The sequence below is a fragment of the Dyella sp. genome, assembly GCF_036568765.1.
GTDB lineage: Bacteria > Pseudomonadota > Gammaproteobacteria > Xanthomonadales > Rhodanobacteraceae > GSA-30.
Genome location: NZ_DATCRY010000154.1, coordinates 1 through 21,477, shown reverse-complemented (window position 1 = coordinate 21,477; position 21,477 = coordinate 1). Strand labels below are relative to the sequence as shown.

At 62.7% G+C, this 21,477-nt stretch carries 19 protein-coding genes; 11 read left to right on the top strand and 8 right to left on the bottom strand.

The window, feature by feature from the left end:
* Positions 1–292 precede the first annotated feature (292 nt).
* The 4 genes from VIM98_RS10920 (at position 293) to VIM98_RS10905 (ending at position 5,578) form a co-directional block, all read left to right on the top strand.
* Positions 293–2,161 (top strand): 3'-5' exonuclease, encoded by a 1,869-nt coding sequence (locus tag VIM98_RS10920; RefSeq protein ID WP_331993135.1) that lies wholly within the window; start codon positions 293–295, stop codon positions 2,159–2,161.
* Positions 2,162–2,379: 218 nt separating this feature from the next.
* Positions 2,380–3,489 (top strand): aromatic ring-hydroxylating oxygenase subunit alpha, encoded by a 1,110-nt coding sequence (locus tag VIM98_RS10915; protein WP_331993134.1) that lies wholly within the window; start codon positions 2,380–2,382, stop codon positions 3,487–3,489.
* Positions 3,486–4,823 (top strand): amino acid permease, encoded by a 1,338-nt coding sequence (locus VIM98_RS10910; RefSeq protein WP_331993133.1) that lies wholly within the window; start codon positions 3,486–3,488, stop codon positions 4,821–4,823. The genes VIM98_RS10915 and VIM98_RS10910 overlap by 4 nt, the downstream gene beginning before the upstream one ends.
* Positions 4,824–4,846: 23 nt before the next feature.
* Positions 4,847–5,578, top strand: coding sequence for an SH3 domain-containing protein (locus tag VIM98_RS10905; RefSeq protein WP_331993132.1), 732 nt, complete (start codon positions 4,847–4,849; stop codon positions 5,576–5,578).
* Between the two features lie 10 nt (positions 5,579–5,588).
* Here VIM98_RS10905 and VIM98_RS10900 read toward each other — a convergent pair whose 3' ends face one another.
* The 4 genes from VIM98_RS10900 to VIM98_RS10885 are packed head-to-tail and all read right to left on the bottom strand — an operon-like array spanning position 5,589 to position 10,794.
* The gene (locus VIM98_RS10900) at positions 5,589–7,148 is read right to left on the bottom strand and encodes a protein adenylyltransferase SelO (protein WP_331993131.1); all 1,560 of its coding nucleotides are present in this window, start codon (positions 7,146–7,148) and stop codon (positions 5,589–5,591) included.
* Between the two features lie 47 nt (positions 7,149–7,195).
* Entirely contained in the window at positions 7,196–8,968 is a 1,773-nt protein-coding gene (locus VIM98_RS10895) for a DUF885 domain-containing protein (RefSeq protein WP_331993130.1), read from the bottom strand.
* Positions 8,969–9,022: 54 nt separating this feature from the next.
* The gene (locus VIM98_RS10890; RefSeq protein WP_331993129.1) at positions 9,023–9,739 is read right to left on the bottom strand and encodes a 16S rRNA pseudouridine(516) synthase; all 717 of its coding nucleotides are present in this window, start codon (positions 9,737–9,739) and stop codon (positions 9,023–9,025) included.
* A complete protein-coding gene (locus tag VIM98_RS10885; protein WP_331993128.1) occupies positions 9,736–10,794 on the bottom strand; it encodes a class I SAM-dependent methyltransferase in 1,059 nt (352 codons plus the stop codon). The genes VIM98_RS10890 and VIM98_RS10885 overlap by 4 nt, the downstream gene beginning before the upstream one ends.
* A gap of 309 nt (positions 10,795–11,103) precedes the next feature.
* On the opposite strand from VIM98_RS10885, the gene VIM98_RS10880 reads away from it, so the two are divergent.
* The 4 genes from VIM98_RS10880 (at position 11,104) to VIM98_RS10865 (ending at position 16,238) form a co-directional block, all read left to right on the top strand.
* Positions 11,104–11,664 carry a hypothetical protein gene (locus VIM98_RS10880; RefSeq protein WP_331993127.1) on the top strand — a complete coding sequence of 187 codons (561 nt, stop codon included), beginning with the start codon at positions 11,104–11,106 and terminating at the stop codon, positions 11,662–11,664.
* Between the two features lie 94 nt (positions 11,665–11,758).
* On the top strand, positions 11,759–13,759 hold the full coding sequence (locus VIM98_RS10875) for a serine protease (protein WP_331993126.1): 2,001 nt from the start codon (positions 11,759–11,761) through the stop codon (positions 13,757–13,759).
* A 148-nt stretch (positions 13,760–13,907) separates the two neighbouring features.
* Positions 13,908–15,143, top strand: coding sequence for a TIGR03862 family flavoprotein (locus tag VIM98_RS10870; protein ID WP_331993125.1), 1,236 nt, complete (start codon positions 13,908–13,910; stop codon positions 15,141–15,143).
* A 60-nt stretch (positions 15,144–15,203) separates the two neighbouring features.
* A complete protein-coding gene (locus VIM98_RS10865) occupies positions 15,204–16,238 on the top strand; it encodes an HDOD domain-containing protein (protein ID WP_331993124.1) in 1,035 nt (344 codons plus the stop codon).
* An 8-nt stretch (positions 16,239–16,246) separates the two neighbouring features.
* On the opposite strand, the gene VIM98_RS10860 is transcribed toward VIM98_RS10865, so the two are convergent.
* The 4 genes from VIM98_RS10860 to VIM98_RS10845 form a co-directional block, all read right to left on the bottom strand.
* On the bottom strand, positions 16,247–17,236 hold the full coding sequence (locus VIM98_RS10860) for an LLM class flavin-dependent oxidoreductase (RefSeq protein WP_331993123.1): 990 nt from the start codon (positions 17,234–17,236) through the stop codon (positions 16,247–16,249).
* A 41-nt stretch (positions 17,237–17,277) separates the two neighbouring features.
* Entirely contained in the window at positions 17,278–17,490 is a 213-nt protein-coding gene (locus VIM98_RS10855; protein WP_331993122.1) for an oxidoreductase-like domain-containing protein, read from the bottom strand.
* A 51-nt stretch (positions 17,491–17,541) separates the two neighbouring features.
* Positions 17,542–18,303, bottom strand: a complete 762-nt coding sequence (locus VIM98_RS10850) for a methyltransferase (RefSeq protein WP_331993121.1) — start codon at positions 18,301–18,303, stop codon at positions 17,542–17,544.
* A gap of 97 nt (positions 18,304–18,400) precedes the next feature.
* Positions 18,401–19,018: a 2'-5' RNA ligase family protein gene (locus VIM98_RS10845; RefSeq protein WP_331993120.1), complete on the bottom strand. Its 618-nt coding sequence runs from the start codon at positions 19,016–19,018 to the stop codon at positions 18,401–18,403.
* Positions 19,019–19,265: 247 nt separating this feature from the next.
* Here VIM98_RS10845 and VIM98_RS10840 point away from each other — a divergent pair, with 247 nt between their 5' ends.
* From VIM98_RS10840 to VIM98_RS10830, 3 genes are all read left to right on the top strand, one after another.
* Positions 19,266–19,691, top strand: a complete 426-nt coding sequence (locus tag VIM98_RS10840) for a YciI family protein (protein ID WP_331993119.1) — start codon at positions 19,266–19,268, stop codon at positions 19,689–19,691.
* Between the two features lie 34 nt (positions 19,692–19,725).
* The gene (locus VIM98_RS10835) at positions 19,726–20,151 is read left to right on the top strand and encodes a VOC family protein (RefSeq protein ID WP_331993118.1); all 426 of its coding nucleotides are present in this window, start codon (positions 19,726–19,728) and stop codon (positions 20,149–20,151) included.
* Between the two features lie 69 nt (positions 20,152–20,220).
* Positions 20,221–21,477, top strand: a 1,257-nt coding sequence (locus VIM98_RS10830; protein WP_331993117.1) for an RNA polymerase sigma factor, incomplete at its 3' end; no start/stop codon positions are given.

The following is a 21,477-nucleotide window of genomic DNA, read 5'->3' as shown; positions in this document are numbered from 1 at the left end:
GCTGCGCGTGGCGAACAGCAGGACGATAGCCAGCAGACTGGCTTGTAACGCGCCCAGAATCGCGATGGACGCCAGGTCGATGGACATAGCTCCGACAGCACCTTGGCGAGTCCGATGGACCCTCAGGATTTGATATCGGCGGACGCGGACCAGACTTGAGGCCCCATTTGCGGCAGTTGGCATCCCGGTGTTCGAATCTGTGACGAGCCTCGGACTACTACACGCCCACCCTAGGCTCTAAGATCGCCCGTCAAACGCCCCTCCAACCGCCCATAGGCAGCGAGAGACACGGATGGCCAAACTGATCCCAAGCCGTAACAGCAGCCTTTCGCGTATGACCGCGGGGGAAAAGCGCGTTTCCGAACGACTGGAACAGAAGCTGGAAGACGATTACCTGCTCTGGTACGACGTGCCGATCGGGCTGAAACAGCGGCGGCCGGATTTTGTGGTCTTCCACCCGCGACGCGGCCTGGTGGTGCTAGAGGTCAAGGATTGGAAGTTCGAATCCATCCACGAAGCCGACAGCACTCAGTTCACCTTGGTAACGGACCGCGGCCTGGTGAAAGAGACCAATCCGCTCTTGCAGGCACGCGCCTATGCGCTGGAAATCGGTGTCGTGCTGGAACGCGATCCGGCCCTGCGCAACCCGCCAGGCCATCGCCATGCCGGCAAGTTGGTCATGCCCTGGGCCTATGGCGTGGTGCTGGCCAACATCAGCCGCAAACAGTTCGACGAGGCGCAATTGGGTGAAGTGCTGCCTGCACACTTGGTGCTGTGTCGCGATGAGATCTATGAGACGGCCGATGCGGAGACCTTCCAGGAACAGCTCTGGGCGATGTTTCCGCAGGTATTTCCGTGCGCATTGACCTTGCCGCAGATCGACCGGATCCGCTGGCACCTGTTTCCGGAATTGCGCGTGGAACTGGGCGAAGGCCAGTTCGGCCTGTTCCCGTCCGGCGGCACGGATGTCCGTTCCGTGGAGATCCCCGACCTCATCAAAGTCATGGATGCGCAGCAGGAGCAACTGGCCCGGTCGCTGGGCGACGAGCACCGCATCATTCATGGCGTGGCGGGCTCGGGCAAGACGATGATCCTAGGCTACCGCGCCATTCATCTTGCGCGCGCCCTGGCCAAGCCGATCCTGGTGCTTTGCTACAACAAGACCCTGGCCGCCCGGCTGGACCAGCTCATGGGCGAACGCGGCCTGAGCGACAAGGTGCAGGTTTATAACTTCCACAAGTGGTGCCGGAAGATGCTGGTCGCCTATCACGTGGAACTGCCGGCCCGGCATGACGATTTCGACGGCATGGTCGAACGCGTGATGGCAGGTGTCGAACGCGGCCAGATTCCGCGCTTCCAATATGGTGCGGTACTGATCGACGAAGGGCACGATTTCGAACCGGCGTGGTACCGTCTGATCGTGCAAATGGTCGATCCGCAGACCAACTCGCTGCTGGTGCTGTACGACGACGCGCAGAACATCTACGGCAAACCCGATCGCGCCAAGTTCACCTGGAAGAGCGTGGGTGTGCAAGCGCAGGGACGCACCACCATTTTGCGCATCAACTATCGCAACACCATGGAGATCCTCGCTGTAGCGCGACGCTTCGCCAACGAGTTGCTCGCCGAACATACCGAGGACGACGATGGCGTACCGTTGATCGAACCGCAGAGCGCAGGGCGGCGCGGCGCGATACCGGAATTGATTCGTGTCGCCCAAGCCGGCGATCAGTTGCGCGCCATCATCGACCGCCTGCGTGACGAACATGCGCACGGCCGTCGCTATTCGGATATGGCGGTGATCTTCCGCAATCTATGGGAAGGCGAGAAGTTGCATGAAGCGCTCGAGCGCGCCGGAATTCCCAGTCGCCTGGCCGATCGTAACGGCAAGACGACGCTGTTCGTCGTCGACGACTCGGTCAAGCTGATGACCATGCATTCCAGTAAGGGCCTGGAGTTTCCACTGGTCATCATTCCCGGCCTGGGATCGCTGCCCAAGGAAGGCAAGGACGAAGCCGATGAGGCGCGGCTGCTGTATGTCGCCATGACTCGCGCGACCGAGCGGTTGGTGTTGATCCACCACGACGACTCGGTGTTCAGTGCGAGGATCCGCGCGTCGATCAATGATGTGCAGGGGCAGTTGGCGTTGTTGGAGCAATAGGCAAGCAAGAGCCCCACCCCTCTCCCCCCGCAAGCCAGGGGAAGAGGGAGCCGACTGCGGAGAATCTCAGTGTTTCGCACTTGCGTTAACCCTTCCCCTGGCTTTGCCGGGGAAGGGGTGGGGTGAAGGGCCGGCTTGTGCAGCGCACGACATCCTCAACTTGCGGTAACCGTCCATGGAGGGGTAAACCTTGCTGCAGTCCTCCAGCCGACGCTTCCATGACCGACCTGCTCTCCCCAACCTCCTTGGCCCCTCAGCCGCTCTCCCACGCCAGCGCCCTCCCCGCGCGCTACTACGTCGATCCGCGTATGCCGGCCCTGGACGCGCAGGCGATCTTCCGTCGTAGCTGGCAATTGGTCTGTCACCAGGCGCAGCTCACTGGCGTGGGCGATCACGTGGTGATCGAGATCGCGGGGCTGCCCTTGCTGGTCGTGCGCAGCGACGAACAAACCATTCGAGCCTTCCACAACGTCTGCCGCCATCGCGCCGGACCTGTCGCCAGTTGTCACGGCAAGGGCGCCAAGGCACTGCGTTGCCGCTACCACGGCTGGACCTACGGTCTCGACGGCGTACTGCGCGGCGCGCCGGAGATGGGCCGCACCGAAGATTTCGACATCTCGCAGATCCGTTTGCCCGAAGTGCGCGTGCAGGTCTGGCAAGGTCTGGTCTTTGTCGCGATCGACGATGCCCCTGCCTTCGCGGAACTGGTCGCAGGCATCGATGCTCGACTGGGCCCCGATCGTTCGCTGGCACCCTTCGAATTCCACCACCGCACCAGCTACGACGTCGCCTGTAACTGGAAGGTCTATGTCGATAACTACCTGGAGGGCTATCACGTCCCGTGCATCCATCCCGGATTGAACAGCCTGCTCGACTATCGCAGCTATATCACCGAGACCGCCGCCTGGTACTCCTTCCAATATAGCCCGCTGGAAAGCGCAGGCGACCTCTACGGCAGCGGCGAAGCGCTGTACTACTTCATCTATCCCAACACCATGCTCAACATTCTCCCCGGCCGCCTGCAGACCAATCGCGTGCTCCCCCTGGGCGTGGATCGTTGCCGGGTCGAATTCGATTTCTACTACGCCCCTGTCGATACCGGGCGCGATACGGTCGAGGCGGCGCATGAGCGAAGGGCCAAAGACATCGCCTTCAGCGATGAAGTGCAGGATGAAGATGTGACCATCTGCCAGGATGTGCAACGCGGCCTCGCCTCGGGCTCGTACGACTCGGGGCGACTCAATCCGCTGCGCGAGAATGCCGTTCACCATTTCCACGAACTGGTGCGTGCCGCCTATCGCAACACGGCGGAGCCGACACACGCATGAATCGCGTCGCGCGTCCGCTCGGGCAGTGGACGCTGATTGCCCTGGTCGTCGGCAACATGATCGGCTCAGGCGTATTCCTGTTGCCGGCTTCGCTTGCACCGTACGGCGCGGCCAGTCTGCTCGGCTGGGGCCTTACCCTCGGGGGTGCCCTGCTACTGGCGCTGGTTTATGCGTGGCTCGCTCAACGCGTGCGCAATCATGGCGGCGCCTATGCTTATGCGCGCCTTGCGTTCGGCGATGCCACCGGCTTCGTGGTTGCCTGGAGCTACTGGGTGTGCACCTGGGTCGGCAATGCCGCTATCGCCGTAGCCTTTGCCGGCAGCCTTGGTGCACTATGGCCCGCAGCCGCGGCAACCCCATGGCGCACCGTAGCCGTCGCGCTTGGCGCACTATGGCTCTGCACCGCGATCAATGCCGCAGGTGTGCGCGAAGCCGGCCGCGTTCAAGTATTGACCACCGCACTCAAGCTGGTGCCCTTGCTGGTGTTCGGCCTGCTAGGGCTCGCCTGGGTCCATCTCGACGCCTATCGCCCATTCAACCCGAGCGGGCAACCATTATGGACGGCAACCGGTGCGGTCGCATCGATCACGCTTTGGGCCTTTCTTGGCCTGGAGGCAGCTACAGTGCCGACGGGCGTGATCGAAAACCCACAGCGCACCGTGCCGCGTGCGACAGTCATTGGCATGGTTATCGCCGGCATCAGCACCATGCTGGCGTGCACGGTAGTGATCGGGTTGTTGCCGATCGATAGCCTGCGTGCCTCGCCGTCACCGATGGTCGATGCCGCGGCGCACTTGTGGGGTCGCGCTGCCGGCATAGCTATTGCGATGGTGGCGACCGTCTCCTGCTTCGGTGCGCTCAACGGCTGGGTGCTACTGCAGGCGCAGACCCCGCTGGCACCGGCGCAAGACGGCGTGTTCCCCAGCGCCTTTGCCCGCCTCGATCGCCGCGATACGCCGCTCTTCGGCTTGCTGCTCAGCAGCGCACTGGCCAGCGGATTGATCGTGGCCAACGGCAGCAAGACGCTGGTGACTCTGTTTACCTTCGCCATCCTGCTATCCACCGCTGCTACCTTGTTGCCTTACGCAGTCAGCGTGATGGCATGGTGGCGCATCGAACGGGACGTCCCCGCATATCGTCGGTGGATCGCAGGCGGCGCATGGATCTACAGCATGGGAGCCTTGATTGGCACGGGTACGGAACCGTTGCTAAGGGGCGCGGTGTTGTTGCTTGCCGGCTTGCCCGTCTATCTCTGGCAACGACGTGCCCACCGGCTTGCACTGACGGCGCAAGCGGATCAAAGTGGGCCGCCCGTGGCGGGCGCCGATCGCTAGCCGCCGCACTTCGGAGACGCTCGATGAAACGCCTGACCTGGCTTTTTGCATCGCTGCTCGCTGCCCTGGTTCCCGCGCTCGCCAACGCCTCGCCCGGCGTGGTCGTCGCCAATGTGAACTTACGCGCAGGGCCGGATGTGTCTTATCCGCGCATCAACACCGTGCCAGCGGGCGCTCCCGTCGATATCCAGGGTTGCACCGAAGGCTATGAATGGTGCGATGTCATCGTCGGTCCGGACCGCGGCTGGATCGCCGCTGGCTATCTGCAGTTCGTCTACCAGAGCCAGCCGGTCATCGTGCAGGACTACGGCCCGCGTATCGGCGTACCGATTGTCAGCTTCGTCATCGGGACGTACTGGGGCCAGTACTACGCCAACCGTCCTTTCTACCGCGAACGCAATTACTGGTACCGCCGTCCGATCGTCCACCGGCCGCCACCGCGTCCGCCGATCCATCGCCCGCCGCCACGCCCGAACCCGGGTTGGGGAGGCCATCGCCCACCGCCGCCGCGCCCCGGTCCGCCTCCGGGCCAGGGACATCGCCCTCCAGGGGGCGATCATCGACCGCCCGGTGGCGGTGGCAGCCGGCCGCCAGGGGACGATCATCGGCCACCGGGCGGTGGCAACAATCGACCACCGGGCGGCGGTGGACACAAGCCGCCCACCCAGGGCGGAGGTCGCCCGCCGGGCCAGGGCGGACAGCGCCCGGGCAAATCCGATCAGCAGCGCCCGCAACCCAAGCCTGCCGGCCAGTAACGCTGTCTCGTCACGAACTGCACGACAACATCGAACAGCCTGCACGCGTGCGCGCCCATTCCGGGCGCCTCTGCGCGAACCGTTCCTTGCCCGGTTGCTCCACGTAGGGATGGCGCAGGACATCGAGCAGTTCCTGAATACCTGAAGCATCGCCCCGTTCGGCGAGATCGATCGCTTCCTGCGCCAGATAATTGCGCAAGACATAGCGAGGGTTGACTGCCCGCATGCGTTCGCGACGCAATGCGACCGGCACATCGTCCTGAGCGACACGTTGCGCATACTGGGCCATCCAGGCATCGAACGCGGGGCGCGAGGCATCGCGTTTGGCGACATCGTAGAACGCATCTGCCACCGGTTGCCATGAAGGCTTGGCCGGATCGATCTCAGTCAGCCCGCGGAAAAACAATGTCATGTCGACCTCGGCCTGCTGCAGCAGATCGTGCAGGCCTTGAGCGAGCGAGACATCGTCGTCACGCATGTGCTCGAGCCCAAGCTTTGCTGCCATTTGCATGCGGTCGTTCGCCTGGAATGCCGCCGCATAGCGATCCAGTCCCGCTTGCAAGGCCTCGATGCCCTGAAACAGGGGAGACAAGGCGCCCGCCAATCGGCTCAGGTTCCACCAGGCAACCTGTGGCTGTTGGCCGTAGCGGTAACGCCGGCGACCGGCATCGGTGGTATTGGGCGTCCAATCCGGATCGAAATCTTCCAGCCAGCCATACGGACCGTAGTCGATGGTCAAACCCAGAATGGACATGTTGTCGGTATTCATGACACCGTGGACAAATCCGACACGCATCCAATGGGCCATCAGGTGGGCCGTCCGTTCGCACACCTGTCCGAACCATTCGGCGTACAGGGCTTCCCCGGAACCTTCGAGCTCGGGGAAATCCCGCCGAATAGTGAAATCGACCAGTTGCCGCAACAATGCCGTATCGCCTCGCGAAGACGGCAACTCAAAATGACCGAAACGGATGAACGATGGCGCCGCGCGGCAAACGATCGCTCCCGGCTCATCGCGCGGATGTCCGTCGTAGAACATGTCGCGCTCGACCGTTTCGCCGGTCGCCACCAGGCTCAAGGCGCGCGTGGTCGGCACGCCCAGATGATGCATCGCCTCGCTGCAAAGGAATTCGCGCACGGATGAACGCAATACTGCGCGACCGTCGGCACCGCGCGAGTAAGGCGTGCGGCCGGCCCCCTTCAACTGCAGTTCCCACCGCCGACCTGCGGCATTGATCAGCTCGCCCAGACCGATGGCACGGCCATCGCCCAATTGCCCCGCCCAGTTGCCGAACTGGTGCCCGCCGTAATTCGTGGCGTACGGCTGCATTCCCGGTAGCAAGGCATTGCCACCGAACGTCTGCGCAAACGCGTCACCGGCGACATCGGCAGGCGTAAAGCCCAATTCGGCAGCCATCTCGGGCGAATAGGCCAGCACACGTGGCGCAGCTACCGCGGTCGGCACCACACGGGAGTGCAAAGCACCCTCGACCTGACGCAAGCGCGCCCCGTGCTCCGGATCGCCGGGCAGGTCGCGTACGAAGGCATTATCGAAAACCAGGGGATTCATGAGAGCCGACATGGGGGCATGGCGCCCCCAGGCCAAGGTCGTGCGAATTACAAGGTCGGCGACTCGTCATGCAGCATGGCACGGCGCACGATCTTGATCGGCGCGAAGCCCTGCTTCATGAAATCGTCGTGGAACTGCTCCAGGTTGAACTGCTTGCCTTCGCGAGCCATCAGATCCTGCCGCAGCTTGAGGATCTGCAGCTTGCCGAGCGTGTAGTACAGGTAAGTCGGATCGGACGTGCCACGCTTGGCTTCCACCACGCCCACGGCATGCGACTGGTAGCCTTCCTTGACGAAGAAATCTACCGCCTGATCGAAGCTCATCTGGCCGGTATGCATCTTGATGCCGACGATAAAACGGGCGTTGCGCAGCAGTGCATCCTGCAACTGCCCCAGCTTCAGCCGTTTCTGTTGGCGCACGTCATCGGGATACATCGCCTGTGCCAGACCTTCGTCGAGCATCATCTGTTCGCTGTAATGCGCCCACCCTTCGGCATTGGTCGATGAACCGAGCAATTGGCGCACGCGATCGTGCACGTCGTGCATCCACAAGAACTGCACGTAGTGCCCGGGATAAGCTTCATGCACAGCGACGTTGTTGATCACCGGATAGCTGAACTGGGCCATGAACTCATCGGTCTGCTGCTTGCTCCAGGCCGGATCGGGCAGCGTCACATTGAAATAAGCCTCTTTGGCCACCTTCTCGAACGGCCCGGGCGTATCCATCGAGGCAAAGGTCGTCGCCCGCATGAAAGGCGGTGTTTCCTCGATGATCGGCGGCACCGGCGACGGCACGCTGACGATGCGATGGCTCTGGATAAAATCGACCAGCTTGGCCAGCGTGCCGCGGAATGTATCGAGCAATTGCGCGCGATCGGGATGATCGGCACCGAGCTCCGCCAGCACCTGCGCCGGCGTCTTGTGCGGATCGAGCTCCTTGGCGACCTTGGCGAATTCGCGCTGGTTCTTATGCATGTCGTCCATGTCGATCGCCACCAGCTTATCCAGCGGCGTGTCGACCATTTCGTCATACGCGAGCTTCTTGCGGAATGCATCGGCACCGATACGGAAATCGCCGTGCGAGCGCGGCAGCAAGTCGGCCTTGAGCCACTGCTGGTAATCCTTCAGCGCCTTGATTACCGCCGCATTGCTTTGCGCAAAGGCATCCTTGAGCTTGGCGTCGTGGGCATCGGTAAAAGCCGAAGGTACGTCCTTGGCGAAAAAGTCGACCAGGCCGGGGAGTTGTTCCAGCGCGATCTCGGTGTAGATCTTCGGCGGATTCTTCAGGTTGGCGCGCGCCTCGGCCAATACCTGCGGCATCTGCTTTTCGCGCGCAATCAGCGACTTCAGGCGCTCATCGGGCGCGGCAAACTTGCGCGCCATCAGGGTAAAGGCACTACCGGCTATCCCGCTTGAATAATTGTCCGGATTGCTTTCCCACCAGCGCACCTGATCGAGCATCAACAGGCGACCGCGGATATTGGCCAGCACCAGCTCGAGATCGCCACGCCGCTGCTCATCGAGCTGGCCGGCATCCACGGCGGCGAACTTCGCCTCCCATTGCCTGAGCGCAGCAACCGTGCTCTCTACACCCTTGCGAGAATAATCGTCCAGTTGGCTGTCGTATTGGTGCAGGCCAGCGGCTGTGGCCGCGGTAGGCTGATTGGGAAAATAGAAATCGTCGAAATAACTATCGGCCAGCTTGGTGAAAGCCTCATCCGCCTGGGCGGCGGCGGCGGCATTGAAAGCGGCACTCGCCAGAACGAAACCAACCAGGATCTGGCCGAGCGCGAGCGAAAGCGATGCGGAACGCTTGAACATGCGACATACCCCTTGCAACGAAGGGTCGAGTGTAGCGCGCCACGCACCAAGCGATCAGTGCTTCGACGTCTCCGCAAAAACCCGTGCCACGTCATCGGCCGAAAGCATCCTCCATTGCCCCGGCGCCAAGTCGTCGCCTAGTGGCAATGCACCCATGGCAACGCGCTGCAAACTTTCCACCCGGTTGCCCGTGGCGGCGAACATACGCCTGACCTGGTGATAACGCCCTTCGGTCACGGTCAGGCGCGCACGCCGCGGGCCGAGTGGCTCCAGCCAGGCTGGCGCCAGCGGCGTGGTTTCCGATTCGAGCATCAGCGTGCCGCTCGCGAACAACTCGCCCTCGCCGCCGCGCAGATCCTCGGCCAGGGTAGCCTCGTAGACCTTGCTCACTTCGGCACGCGGGGAAATGATCCGATGCAGCAAGGCGCCATCGTCGGTAAACAACAGCAAGCCGGAAGTATCGCGATCGAGCCGCCCCACCGTCGACAATGCCGGATCGCGCTGTCGATAACGCGGCGGCAACAAGTCGTAGACCACCCGGCCCTGGTCCTTGCGCGAACACGTCGCGCCAAGCGGCTTGTTCATCATCAGCACCAAGCCTGACGCCGGATCCAATGGCTCGCCGTCAATGCGAATTCGCTCGTGTTCGATCTTGTCGTCAGCGTAGAGCACTTCGCCATCGCTATCGGTAACGCGCCCCTCGCGAAACATCCAGGCCACCTCCTTGCGGCTGCCATAACCCAGGTTGGCGATCAGCTTGACCAGCTTCATCGACGTACTCCACGCGCTTCGATCACTTTGAAGCCATCCTGCAACGCGACATGGCGCACCTGCTCGAAGCGCTCGGCCAGGCTGGCCTCGTAGGGCAGATGACGATTGGCTACCATCCAGAAGCGCCCGTTCGGCTCGAGCGCATCGGCAGCAGCGCGGATGAACGCCTGCCCCAGTTCGGGCAAGTCGGCCCTGCCCTGGTGGAAGGGCGGATTGCTGACAATGGCGTCGTAGCGACCGGGCACACCGGCAGCAATGTCATGCCAATGCAGCCTGAAAGGAACGGCCTGGCCGCGCGCACGCATCGCTGCTTCAAGATTGGCTCGCGCCGGCTCCAGTGCGCGCGCTTCTGCCTCGAAAGCATCGAGCGAAACGATGCCCGGACACCGCCCAAGCAGATGGGCGCCAAGGTAGCCGTAGCCCGCTCCAAGATCGGCGGCGCGGCCGGCCAGCTCGATAGGCAATTGCGCAGCCAGCAAGGCAGAGGCCGTGTCGATGCGATCCCAGGCAAACAGTCCTGGCCGGCTTACATAACCGGCGGCATTTTCGCGTGGCGCGTCGAGCGCTAGCCAGTCGGCGCACAACGCGGCATCGATCGTCTCGGGCGTAGCCCAGAATACCCGGCATTTGTGCTTGGACACGTTGCCGACCGTGCCGGCGAGGCGCAGCATGTCGGCCTCGATGGATTTGGCGCCTTCGGCGTTGGGCACGCACGCCACCACGCGACCGCCCGGTGCCACCGCGCCAAACGCACGCGCCAGCAGGGCTCGCGCTTCATCGCGCTGCCGCGGCGGCAGCAGCAGAACCAGCGAGAAGCGGTCATCGGTCGCCGGGCTGCCGACGGTCAGTCCGCTGCGTTCCAGTGCTTCGGCAAAAGGCTTGAAACTCTGCTCGCACAACCAACCCGGCTGCTTCATTTCACGCAGAGCGAAGCCATCGCGTGCGCGCAGGAACAGTACACGGCCATCCGGAGGCAGCCGCAAAGCGCCGGTCTGGAAAGGAACGAACAAGGCATCCAGCGCCGCATCGGCAACGGGAAAAGCGGCAACAGTCACGCCAGAAATCCAGGCTAGGAGAATCGCACCCATTTTAGCGGCTGAATGGAGTCGCCAAAAACCTTGGGTAGCTTTTGATTGTAGAGCTTCCCTCTCGCCCCGACCCCGGCGAAGCCAGGGGAGAGGATGGTGTGAGGGAGTAGCGCCTCAGTCCATCGATGTCGCTTCAAACCGCCGACAGGTTTTTTGCGCTAACGTCGATGCATGCACTCCCGGCATGCACTCCTGCTATGGGCCGCCCTCGCTTGCGGCTGCCAGCCCGCGCCGCCGGCCGCGAGCCCAGCGCCCGGGCCGGCCGACTTTACCGGCATGTACCGTAAAGGCGCCGAATGGCTGGATGTGGGCCCGATGAATGACGGTTATTGGGTAAGCATCCAGAGCGATGCTTGTCTCTTCGTAGGCCACGCACGGCGCGACGGTGACGCCCTGAATATCGCGCTGGACGACTGGCGCCCAGGCGCCAGCTTGCGGGTGGAGCACGCCGGCCGCGGCTCGATAGATATCCATCCGGACACCGACGACGACCGCTTCGATCCCAGCTATTTCTGCCGCGGCAACGCATCCCTGGCCGGACGATACGCCCCGGTGACCGCGCCCGCACTCCGATTGGGCCGGATCGAACACGGCGAAGCCGGCCCTGTATTCAGGCCCTGCGGGTCGCGCCTGCGCTACGGACTGACGATATCCGGAGGGTTATCGCTACCGCCAGCCGGGCCAGTCGAACTCAGCGTCGGCGCCGGTACAGGCGAACGATCTTGCGGGCGACGCCGGCCGCTACGCCGTTACCGGCATCCTCCCCGCTGTCACACCCTTGCCCGAGAACTGCCACGCCCCCGCCTCTGCGTCGGAATAAGCACGACAGCAAAATAATTACCGGCTATCCCCGCCCGAGCGTGGCTTGGATACACTCCGCGCGGGGGCGGGACTTTCCGCTCGATCTCGAAACCAGGGGAATGGAAGAAACATGAGGCAGGCAAGCAAATGGCTGGCGCGCCGGATCGCGCCATGGATGGGCCTTGTTGCATTGGCGCTCGTTACGGGCACACAGGCAGCCACGCTGGACCCGGCGATATTGCCCAAAGTGCAGGCAGCGACGTTCGAAGTCGTCATACCCAAGCCGGTCAATGACTCGCTGAGTTACGAGAAACCGCTGCCATTGGACCAGTTGCCCTTCCAGTTCCGCAACGACAAGTATTTTTCCATCGGCACGGCATTCGCGATCGGCAATCATCGCTATGCCACGGCGGCGCATGTCTTCGACGCCGGCATGGGCAGCCTGATGGGCGAACCGGCGCTGCGCGACGCGAACGGCAAGGTGTTCGCAGTGGACAAGATCGTAAAATTCTCGCGCGAAAAAGATTTCGTGGTTTTCACACTCAAGGATGCCCCCGATACGCAGGCGCTGGAAACCAACACCGCGCCAGCTATGAACGATGTGGTCTATGCGGTAGGCAACGCACTGGGTACCGGCGTGGTGATCCGCGACGGCTTGTATACCTCCAACACTCCCGAAGAACAGGACGGTCGCTGGAAATGGATGCGCTTCTCGGCTGCCGCTTCGCCGGGTAACAGTGGCGGCCCGCTGCTCGACAAGGATGGCAAGATCATCGGCATCGTGCTGATGAAGTCGCCGGGTGAGAACCTGAACTACGCACTGCCGATCGATTTCATCCTCAAGGCGCCGGATAACCTCGCCGAAATCGATACACGCATGACCTATCAATTGGACGTGCTCGACAGCAGCAAGACTTCGACATTCAAGACGCAATTTGCCCTACCCAAGACCTTCAAGGAATTTACCGAGGTCTACCAGACGCAGTTCAACGCCACGATCGATGGCCAACTGGCCGACCTGCTCAAGGACAACAAGGACAACCTTTTCCCGGTCGGAAACGGTTCGAACGAATTGCTGCACAGCAGTTCCAACACCGATCCGTTTCCGACGCTGATCGTTCGCTCGAACAACGGCGTCTGGTCGTTCGCGCAGCGCAATATCCACAAGGAAACCCTCAGCAACAACGGTTTCATCACCAGTGGCGTGGCCGGGCACGAAGCGCTGATCCATCTGCGCAAGCCAGACAACATCGGCGTCAAGCAGCTCTATGCCGATCCCAAGCTGATGATGGATTTGATGCTCAAGGCATTGCCGCTGGAGCGCACGGTCGGATCGGAGAAGATCAAGATCACCTCGCTCGGCAAGCCCAGCGAAGATACGGTTTTCACCGATAGCTACCAGCGTAAATGGCAGGTGCGCGTCTGGCCGGTCGCCTACGACGACAGCATGCTGGTCACTTTCTCCCTGCCCGTCCCCGACGGCTACGTGACGATGATGCGCACGACGCGTCCCGCACATCTGCATGACCACATGATCGATTTACGCACAATCACCAACTTCTTCGATGTTTCGTATTCCGGCACGCTGGCGCAGTGGAAGGAATTCCTGCAGCAAAAGACGCTGTTGCCTGCCGTGCTCGACCGCATCGACATCGATTTCGCCTATGCGCACAGCTTCAAGTACCAGTCCAAACGCGTCAGCTTCGACTACACGCCGGACCTGCAGAAGATCGACCAGGATAGTCAGCTGATACTGGGCTTCTCCTATTTCAAGGACGGCGACAAGGTCGTCTGGGACGTATCGGATGTGTTGATCAAGGCCAATGTCGACAACGACGAACTGGTACGAGTCAATCGGCACATCGCACCGTCCGAGGATCTGGATACGTCCTACCAGAACTATTGGAAGAAGGTGCTGCGTCGCGACCATCCGGACGATGGCGCGGCATACAACGAAGACGATATGACCTATATCAGCATGGTCGGCGGCGCGCCGGACAAGACGGGTGCAGAAGCCAAGCCTTCAGTGCTCTATACGGCTTCTTATGGCGCGGAAGGTTCTCGCCCACAGGATGCGATGAAGACCAAGCTGGACCTGCTGATGCGCAACTTGCAGGTTAACGAGCATTGATCGCTACGCTCCCTCCCCTGTTCCCGGGGGAGGGTTGAGGGCCTTTACGTTTGCAAGCCATCTGCCTGTCGTTCCACGTACCGCTCTCTCGCTTCACACTCCCACACCGGCGATACTTGCCCATCCTTCCGCAAGCATCCGCACGACCATGCCCTCATCTACGCTCCAACTTGCCATCATTGGCGGCGGCCCTGCCGGACTGATGGCAGCCGAGGCCGCACGCGCGGCGGGTGCGACGGTGGAGTTATTCGAGGGCAAGGGCTCGGTCGGCCGGAAATTTCTGCTTGCCGGCAAAGGCGGCATGAACCTCACCCATAGCGAGGCGAAACCCCAGTTCACCGCACGCTATGCCGAGCGTGCGCAAGCGGTCGCACGCTGGCTGGAAGAATTCGATGCCGATGGGCTGCGAGCGTGGGCGGCCAGGCTCGGCATCGACACATTCGTCGGCAGTTCGGGGCGCGTTTTTCCCGCCGATATGAAAGCCGCGCCCCTGCTGCGCGCTTGGGTACACCGGCTGCGCGGGGCGGGCGTCCGCTTTCACGTGCACCACCGATGGCTGGGCTGGGACGCGCAAGGCGGCCTCCGCTTTGCCACGCCGAATGGCGAATTGACGGTTCAGGCGGGGGCGACCGTACTGGCGATGGGCGGCGGCAGTTGGCCCCAGTTGGGCTCCGACGGCGCCTGGCAGTCCTGGCTGGCCGAGCGAGGCATCGACATCGCTGCCCTTAAGCCATCCAATTGCGGCTTCGATATCGGCTGGAGCGATTTCCTTGCGATGCGTCATGCGGGCGCTCCGTTGAAACCGGTCGTCGCGCACTGGCGCGATACCGATGGCATCGAACACGCGCGCCAGGGCGAGTGCGTGATTACCGCGACCGGCATCGAAGGCAGCCTGATCTATGCCCTGTCGGCCAGCTTGCGCGAAGCTATCGCCCGCGACGGCGCGGCTGCTTTGGCGCTGGACCTGGCGCCCGACCGTGACATCGATCGCTTGACCGCCGATCTGGCCAAACCGCGTGGCCGACGAAGCCTCAGCGAACATCTACGCCGTCAGGCAGGCATCGGCGGCATCAAAACCGCCCTGCTCCATGAAGTCCTCGACGAGGCTTCGCTGCGCGATCCGGCACGCCTGGCTCAGGGCATCAAGCGCCTGCCGCTGATCCTGAAAAATGCGCGGCCGCTGGCGGAGGCGATCAGCAGCGCCGGTGGCGTGCGACTGGAAGGGCTCGATGACGGTCTGATGCTGCGCGAGCTGCCCGGCACCTTCTGTGCCGGGGAAATGCTCGATTGGGAAGCACCGACGGGGGGTTATCTATTGACCGCCTGCATGGCCAGCGGCCGCCTCGCCGGTGAAGCCGCCGCTCGCTGGCTCCGCAGAATGTGAACCAGCCTACATTTTTATGACAGGCTGCCGATCTTAAAGGCAACCGTAGAGGGAGCGGGCATGAGCTTTTGGGCAAAGCTATTTGGGGGAGCGGCGCCCGCGCCGGGCGTGCGTATGGCGCCGACGGCGACGCGTGCTGTGCCATTGCCCCTGGAACCCGAAACGGCCGCGCAAGGCCTGCCCGCGGCTGCCGTCGAGGATCGATTCTTCCGTTTCGTTTTCAGCCTGCCCGCTTCGGCCGATATCGCACCGAGCGAACGCGAACAACAAGCCCTGCAGCGACTGGACGATATCTGCGGCGGCGATCGCTACGACGTCCGTTCGTTACCGCGCATGCCCACGGTATTGCCGCAGTTGCTGCGCGCACTGAAGAACGACGATCTCAACGGCGCCAAACTTGCCGAACTGATTGGACGCGATCCTGTGCTGGTCGGCGAAATCATGCGCGTCATCGGCAGCGTAGCCTATCGTGTGGTCCAGCCGATCACCAGCCTGCAACACGCCATCGTGCTGCTCGGCCAAGTCGGTTTGCGCCAGGTCGTGTCGATGCACGTGATGAAGCCGATCCTCCTGGCCAACGCCGGCATGTTCGGCCAGGTCGCAGGACAACGTCTCTGGGATCATGCCGAGCGCTGCGCTCACGCAGCGGTTTACCTCAGCAAAGGGTTATGCGACCCGTTCGAAGCGCACCTTGCCGGCCTGGTCAGCAATACCGGTATCGGTGCCGTAGCGCGCGCACTCGACAAAGAGCTGAGCGGTGCGCTGGCTGTCTATACACCGCAGTTCATTGCCAGTGTCGCACGCATCGCCGCCGAGCTGACCTTGCAGGCAGCGCGTTACTGGGAACTACCGCCTAATGTGCTCGAAGCCCTGGCCGAACGCGGTACGGCAACCCTGCCGATGAGTCAGGTGCTGCACGCCGCCAACTTGGCGGCCATGGTCGAGCTGATGTCCGAACATCAGACTATCGAACGCGACGCCGTTATCGAGGGCGAAGGCGCCGGCCGGTTTACGCCGCTGCAACTGGCGCGCTGCCGGCAAGATCTGCGACGCCAGTTCGCTTCGAATGAACAGACTTACGGCAACATCCAATAAGCCTCGGTTCACGTCAGCACATCGCGCACCCGTGCTGCGATCTCGTAGGAACGGCAACGCGCAACGTGATCGAATACGTTCGTGGTGATCATCAGCTCGTCCGGTCGATGGCGTGCCACAAAGGCCGCCAGACCTTCGCGCACAGTCGCTTCGCCACCCACAACGGCACAAGCCAGCGCCTGCTCCACACCGAACTTTTCCGTCGGCGTCCAGAAGGCTTCGATATCGTCGATCGGCGGCGGGATCAGACCCGGGCGGCCGCGACGCAGATTGACGAAGCTCTGCTGCTGCGTCGTGAACAATCGACGCGCTTCGGCGTCGTCAGAGGCTGCCACGACGTTGATGCCGAGCATCGCATGAGGTCGCTGCAACCGTACGGACGGACGGAAGTCGCGCCGGTAGATCGCCAACGCATCGTCCATCGCATCGGGGGCAAAGTGCGAGGCGAATGCGAAAGGCAGGCCGAGCGCCGCAGCCAGCCGCGCGCCGAACAGACTCGACCCGAGTAGCCATACCGGCACATCGATACCCGCGCCTGGCACGGCGCGCACCGGCTGACCCGGCGCAGCCGGTTCGAAATAGGCGAGCAATTCGCCGACATCCTGCGGAAACGCATCGGCACTGTCGAAATAGCGGCGCAGTGCACGAGCCGTGGCATGGTCCGTCCCCGGAGCACGGCCCAACCCCAGGTCGATGCGCCCGGGATAAAGCGAAGCCAGTGTGCCGAACTGCTCGGCCACCTGCAGCGGCGCGTGATTGGGCAGCATGATGCCGCCGGCTCCCACGCGGATCGTCGAGGTGCCGCCGGCGACATAGCCGATCAACACGGCAGTAGCCGCACTGGCGATACCGGGCATGTTGTGGTGCTCGGCCAACCAATAGCGCCGATAGCCCAGCCGTTCGGCATGGCGGGCAAGGTCCAGGCTGCGCGCAAAGGTCTCGGTCGGGTTGCTGCCCTCGGTAATCGGAGCCAGGTCCAGCACGGAAAAGGGAATCATGCGACGTCCTCGAACGTGAAGACGTCTACATGGGGGCCGCCCTAGCGATTGCCAGTCCTATCCGGCGGAAAATGTGCGGCATCCGGATGGCGCTGCCGCCATTGCGCCAGATCGCGCCGATAGCGCTCCAGCGCCTCTTCGTAAAGGTCGAAAATGCACGGTACGCAGCCTTCGCCGCAGCAATCGCCCGCATCGGGCTCGACAGGTGGCGTGGGTGGCGGATCGTCGGCTGGAAAATCGGGCGGCTCGGACATGCGCCCCCAAGGATAGGCCTGGCCGCCATGCACGGCCAGGCCTCGATGACCTCAGGCCTTTGGCTTGCGGAAGCGGTAGATGAACTGGTCGGTATGCCCGCGTATGGATTTATCGAACACCTTCAAGTCGTGCTTGTCGTCCGGATTGCGCAATACGTTGCTCTCGCCGTCGAACACGAAACCGGCAGCTTCGACCTGCTTCTTGACGATCGCCGGATCGATACGGTGCAAGGTATCGGTGTCGCGCATGCCGCTGCCGGCGGCGGCAACATGATCGACGATCACGAACAAGCCGCCTGGCTTGAGCGCGGCGAATACCTGCTTGTTGAACGCCGCCAGATCGACCTTGCCCATGAAGGCGTCGGGATAATCGTGGTAGTTCTGCGCGGTAAACACCAGGTCGACTTTCTCCGGCACGCTCAACTGCGCGGCCGGCTGGTTGAGCACGCTGACATTCTTGTAATGCGCATCGGCGATCAAAGTACGCGTGGCGCCGACACCCTCGGTGTCTTCCTTGGCGTACTCGTCGGGCCAGACCAGGAATACATGCCCTTCAGGCCCCACCACGGCACTGAATACCCGGGTGAAATAGCCCTTGCCGGGAATCAGCTCCAACACCTTTTGCCCCGGCTTGACCTCCGCGAACGCCATGACATCGGCGACCTTCCGGCGTGCATCGTCGGCTTTGTCGGCCACGCGGGCCGGATCGTTCACCGCGTCAGCGATGGATTGGCCGGCAGGCGACGCGGTCTGCGCGAAGATGGGAGCGGCGGCGAGCGATAGTGCAAACACGAACAGAGCAGACGTACGCATGCTTGAGTACCCCCATGGTGAAAAATTGGCGCTCGGTCATTGTGCGCCGGGCACCCTGACGTTCTCTATACGCCAAACGTAAGCGGAAACGTTTTCCTCACCGACCGCTCTTGCCCCATTCGCCAAGTACGCGGTATTCGCGCTGGCCGACAATGCTATGAATCAAGGCATAGCCCTCGACTCGCCACAGGATCGGCTCGATCTGGGCGATGTCCGGCACCGTGCCGTGACTGTAGCCAAGGGTGATGTGCGGAGTGAAACTACCCACCGCGACATGATTGCCGGCACCGGCCAGGACCAGCGCATGGCGCAGGTCTTTCCACAACATGACAAGTTCCGCTGGCGTCTCCGTGCTGCGCAATACGCAGGGCGGTTGACGACCGCGAAAACCGGCCAGGTAATCCAGCGTCCAGTCGAAACTGCACGGACCGACCTTGCCCGCGGCGGCAATGGCCGCCTCGGCCACATCGGGGCGCCAAAGCGGAAAATCCCCTAGAAAGTGCAAAGTAGCGTGATAGCGTGCCGGCACCACCCAGCGCGCCCGGATCGGCTGCTCGCTGCGCAGGATATCCGCCGCGCGGGCGAAACGCTGTCGCACGACCTCATCGGGCAGCAGGGCGAAAAACAAGCGATGGATGGCCGAATCGGCCGTAAGGCTGCCGCCGAGCAAGTCGGGCTGGGATGGTGAAGATGAAGCGTCGCGTCGTGTCGCCATAGCGCCTGGTATCGAGTCGACGGCGCCGTGCCGTCAGCCGGTCAGGTGGGCACTATACGGGAGCAAGGCGCGCCTGCCATCCCCTACCCCTCAAGCACAGCCGCTGGCGTGACCTGCCTGATCACAAATTGAGCAACCCGAGGAAAAAGTTTACTGCTGGTGTCGATTCCGCCCGGTATCGCTCGTCATCTTCATAAGGACTGAGTCCATCAGAGAACCGAGCTGTCTTACCAGAGGAGACGCCCCCATGCGATTTATGGTCATGATCAAAGCCGACAAGAATACCGAGGCGGGCGTCATGCCCAATGAACAACTGCTGGCCGATATGGGACGCTACAACGAAGAGCTGCTGCGCGCCGGCGTGCTGCTGGCAGGCGAGGGTCTGCAGCCCAGCGCCAAAGGGGCACGCGTACGCTTCGCCGGCAAAGCGCGCTCGGTCATCGACGGTCCGTTTGCCGAGACGGGAGACTTGCTGGCCGGCTTCTGGGTTTTGCAGTGCAAATCGCTGGAAGAAGCTATCGAATGGGTCAAGCGCTGCCCCAACCCGCTCGAAGGCGAGCCGATCGTGGAAATTCGCCAGATATACGAAATGCACGACTTCGGCAGTGAATTCACGCCTGAACTGCGCGAGCAGGAAGAACGCCTGCGCGCGGAATTAGCCACCAAGCACTAACCACAACAAGCACTGACTGCAAAAGGAACATTGTATGGATGTCACCGCGTATCTCATGTTCGACGGCCGCTGCGAAGAGGCCTTTCAGTTCTACGAGCGCTGCCTCGGCGGCAAGATCCAAAGGCTGGTCCGCTATTCGGACATGCCCGACTGCCCTCCGGAGATGAAACAAGCCGTTGGCGATCGCATTGCACACGTCAACCTCAAGGTGGACGGATGCATGCTGATGGGCTCGGACAGTGGCGACCCGCAAAAATACCCGCACGAGGGTTACAAAGGCTTCTCTGTGTGCATCAACAGCCAGGATGTCGATCAGGCGGAAAAGGTCTTCCAGGCTCTCTCCGAGCAGGCCACGACGATCACTATGCCTTTGTCCAAGACCTCCTGGTCGGAGCGATTCGGCATGCTGGTCGACCGCTACGGTGTGGAATGGATGGTCAACGTCGACATGCGCGGCTGAGGCCGGTATACCGACGTGCGACACGGGCGGCCTTGCGCCGCCCGTATCGACCTGCTGTGATTCCCGGCCATGACGACCGATATCCATCGCAGCATCGATGCACTGTGGCGCATCGAATCGCCACGACTGATCGCCAGCCTTGCGCGCATGGTGCGCGACGTCGGCCTGGCCGAGGAACTGGCCCATGATGCGCTCGTGGTGGCCCTCGAACAGTGGCCGACGACCGGCCTGCCCGATCAACCCGGCGCTTGGCTGATGACCACCGCAAAGCGTCGTGCCATCGACATGCTGCGTCGCAAAACGCTCCATGCGCGCAAGGAAGACGAGCTGACGCGCGAGATCGAAGAGCAGATGGCGCTGAGCGGCGAATCGCCCGAGGTCGCCGCCGACGATCCGATCGGCGACGACCTGCTCCGCCTGATCTTCGTCGCCTGCCATCCCGTGCTGTCGGCTGAAGCGCGCGTCGCCCTCACCTTGCGTCTCCTCGGCGGCCTGACGACCGATGAAATCGCCCGCGCCTACCTCACGCCCGAACCGACCGTCGCCCAGCGCATCGTGCGCGCCAAACGCACGTTGAGCGACAAGAACATTCCTTTCGAGGTACCACGCGGCGACGAGCTGAAACAGCGGCTGGATTCGGTACTCGAAGCGATCTACCTCATCTTCAACGAAGGCTACGCGGCCACCGCCGGCGACGATCTGATGCGCCCGACGCTCTGCGAGGACGCCATGCGACTGGGACGCATGCTGGCGCAATTGATGCCGCGCGAACCGGAAGTGCACAGCCTGGTGGCACTGATGGAACTGCAAGCCTCACGCACCGGTGCGCGCGTCGATGCCTCGGGCGCAGCCGTGCTATTGCTGGACCAGGATCGCAGCCGCTGGAACCAGATGCTCATCCGCCATGGCCTCGATTCGCTCGAGCGGGCCGGCAAGCTCGGTGGCGGTATCGGCCCTTATGCCCTGCAAGCAGCCATTGCTGCCTGTCACGCGCGCGCCACCCGCGCGGAAGATACCGACTGGCGCCGCATCACCGCGCTCTACGGCCTGCTCGGGCAGGTATTGCCGTCGCCGGTGGTAGAGCTCAATCGTGCCATGGCGACGAGCATGGCCTTTGGAGCAGCTGCGGGGCTCGTGCTTGTCGATCGCCTGCTCGACGAGCCGGCGCTGGATAAATATCACTTGCTGCCGACAGTACGCGGCGATCTGCTGGAAAAGCTTGGGCGGCGCGACGAAGCGCGGGCTGAGTTCGAGCGCGCCGCGGCGCTGACGCGCAATGCGCGAGAACGCGAAGTGCTGCTGGAGCGCGCCATGAAGTGCAAAACG

Bases quoted from the DNA above. Each gene is read 5' to 3' on its own strand.
- VIM98_RS10880 (WP_331993127.1), top strand. From the start codon at position 11,104: ATGTACCGTAAAGGCGCCGAATGGCTGGATGTGGGCCCGATGAATGAC.
- VIM98_RS10850 (WP_331993121.1), bottom strand. From the start codon at position 18,303: ATGCGTACGTCTGCTCTGTTCGTGTTTGCACTATCGCTCGCCGCCGCT.
- VIM98_RS10905 (WP_331993132.1), top strand. From the start codon at position 4,847: ATGAAACGCCTGACCTGGCTTTTTGCATCGCTGCTCGCTGCCCTGGTT.
- VIM98_RS10890 (WP_331993129.1), bottom strand. From the start codon at position 9,739: ATGAAGCTGGTCAAGCTGATCGCCAACCTGGGTTATGGCAGCCGCAAG.
- VIM98_RS10875 (WP_331993126.1), top strand. From the start codon at position 11,759: ATGAGGCAGGCAAGCAAATGGCTGGCGCGCCGGATCGCGCCATGGATG.
- VIM98_RS10910 (WP_331993133.1), top strand. From the start codon at position 3,486: ATGAATCGCGTCGCGCGTCCGCTCGGGCAGTGGACGCTGATTGCCCTG.
- VIM98_RS10860 (WP_331993123.1), bottom strand. From the start codon at position 17,236: ATGATTCCCTTTTCCGTGCTGGACCTGGCTCCGATTACCGAGGGCAGC.
- VIM98_RS10855 (WP_331993122.1), bottom strand. From the start codon at position 17,490: ATGTCCGAGCCGCCCGATTTTCCAGCCGACGATCCGCCACCCACGCCA.
- VIM98_RS10900 (WP_331993131.1), bottom strand. From the start codon at position 7,148: ATGAATCCCCTGGTTTTCGATAATGCCTTCGTACGCGACCTGCCCGGC.
- VIM98_RS10865 (WP_331993124.1), top strand. From the start codon at position 15,204: ATGAGCTTTTGGGCAAAGCTATTTGGGGGAGCGGCGCCCGCGCCGGGC.
- VIM98_RS10920 (WP_331993135.1), top strand. From the start codon at position 293: ATGGCCAAACTGATCCCAAGCCGTAACAGCAGCCTTTCGCGTATGACC.
- VIM98_RS10915 (WP_331993134.1), top strand. From the start codon at position 2,380: ATGACCGACCTGCTCTCCCCAACCTCCTTGGCCCCTCAGCCGCTCTCC.
- VIM98_RS10835 (WP_331993118.1), top strand. From the start codon at position 19,726: ATGGATGTCACCGCGTATCTCATGTTCGACGGCCGCTGCGAAGAGGCC.
- VIM98_RS10845 (WP_331993120.1), bottom strand. From the start codon at position 19,018: ATGGCGACACGACGCGACGCTTCATCTTCACCATCCCAGCCCGACTTG.
- VIM98_RS10840 (WP_331993119.1), top strand. From the start codon at position 19,266: ATGCGATTTATGGTCATGATCAAAGCCGACAAGAATACCGAGGCGGGC.
- VIM98_RS10870 (WP_331993125.1), top strand. From the start codon at position 13,908: ATGCCCTCATCTACGCTCCAACTTGCCATCATTGGCGGCGGCCCTGCC.
- VIM98_RS10895 (WP_331993130.1), bottom strand. From the start codon at position 8,968: ATGTTCAAGCGTTCCGCATCGCTTTCGCTCGCGCTCGGCCAGATCCTG.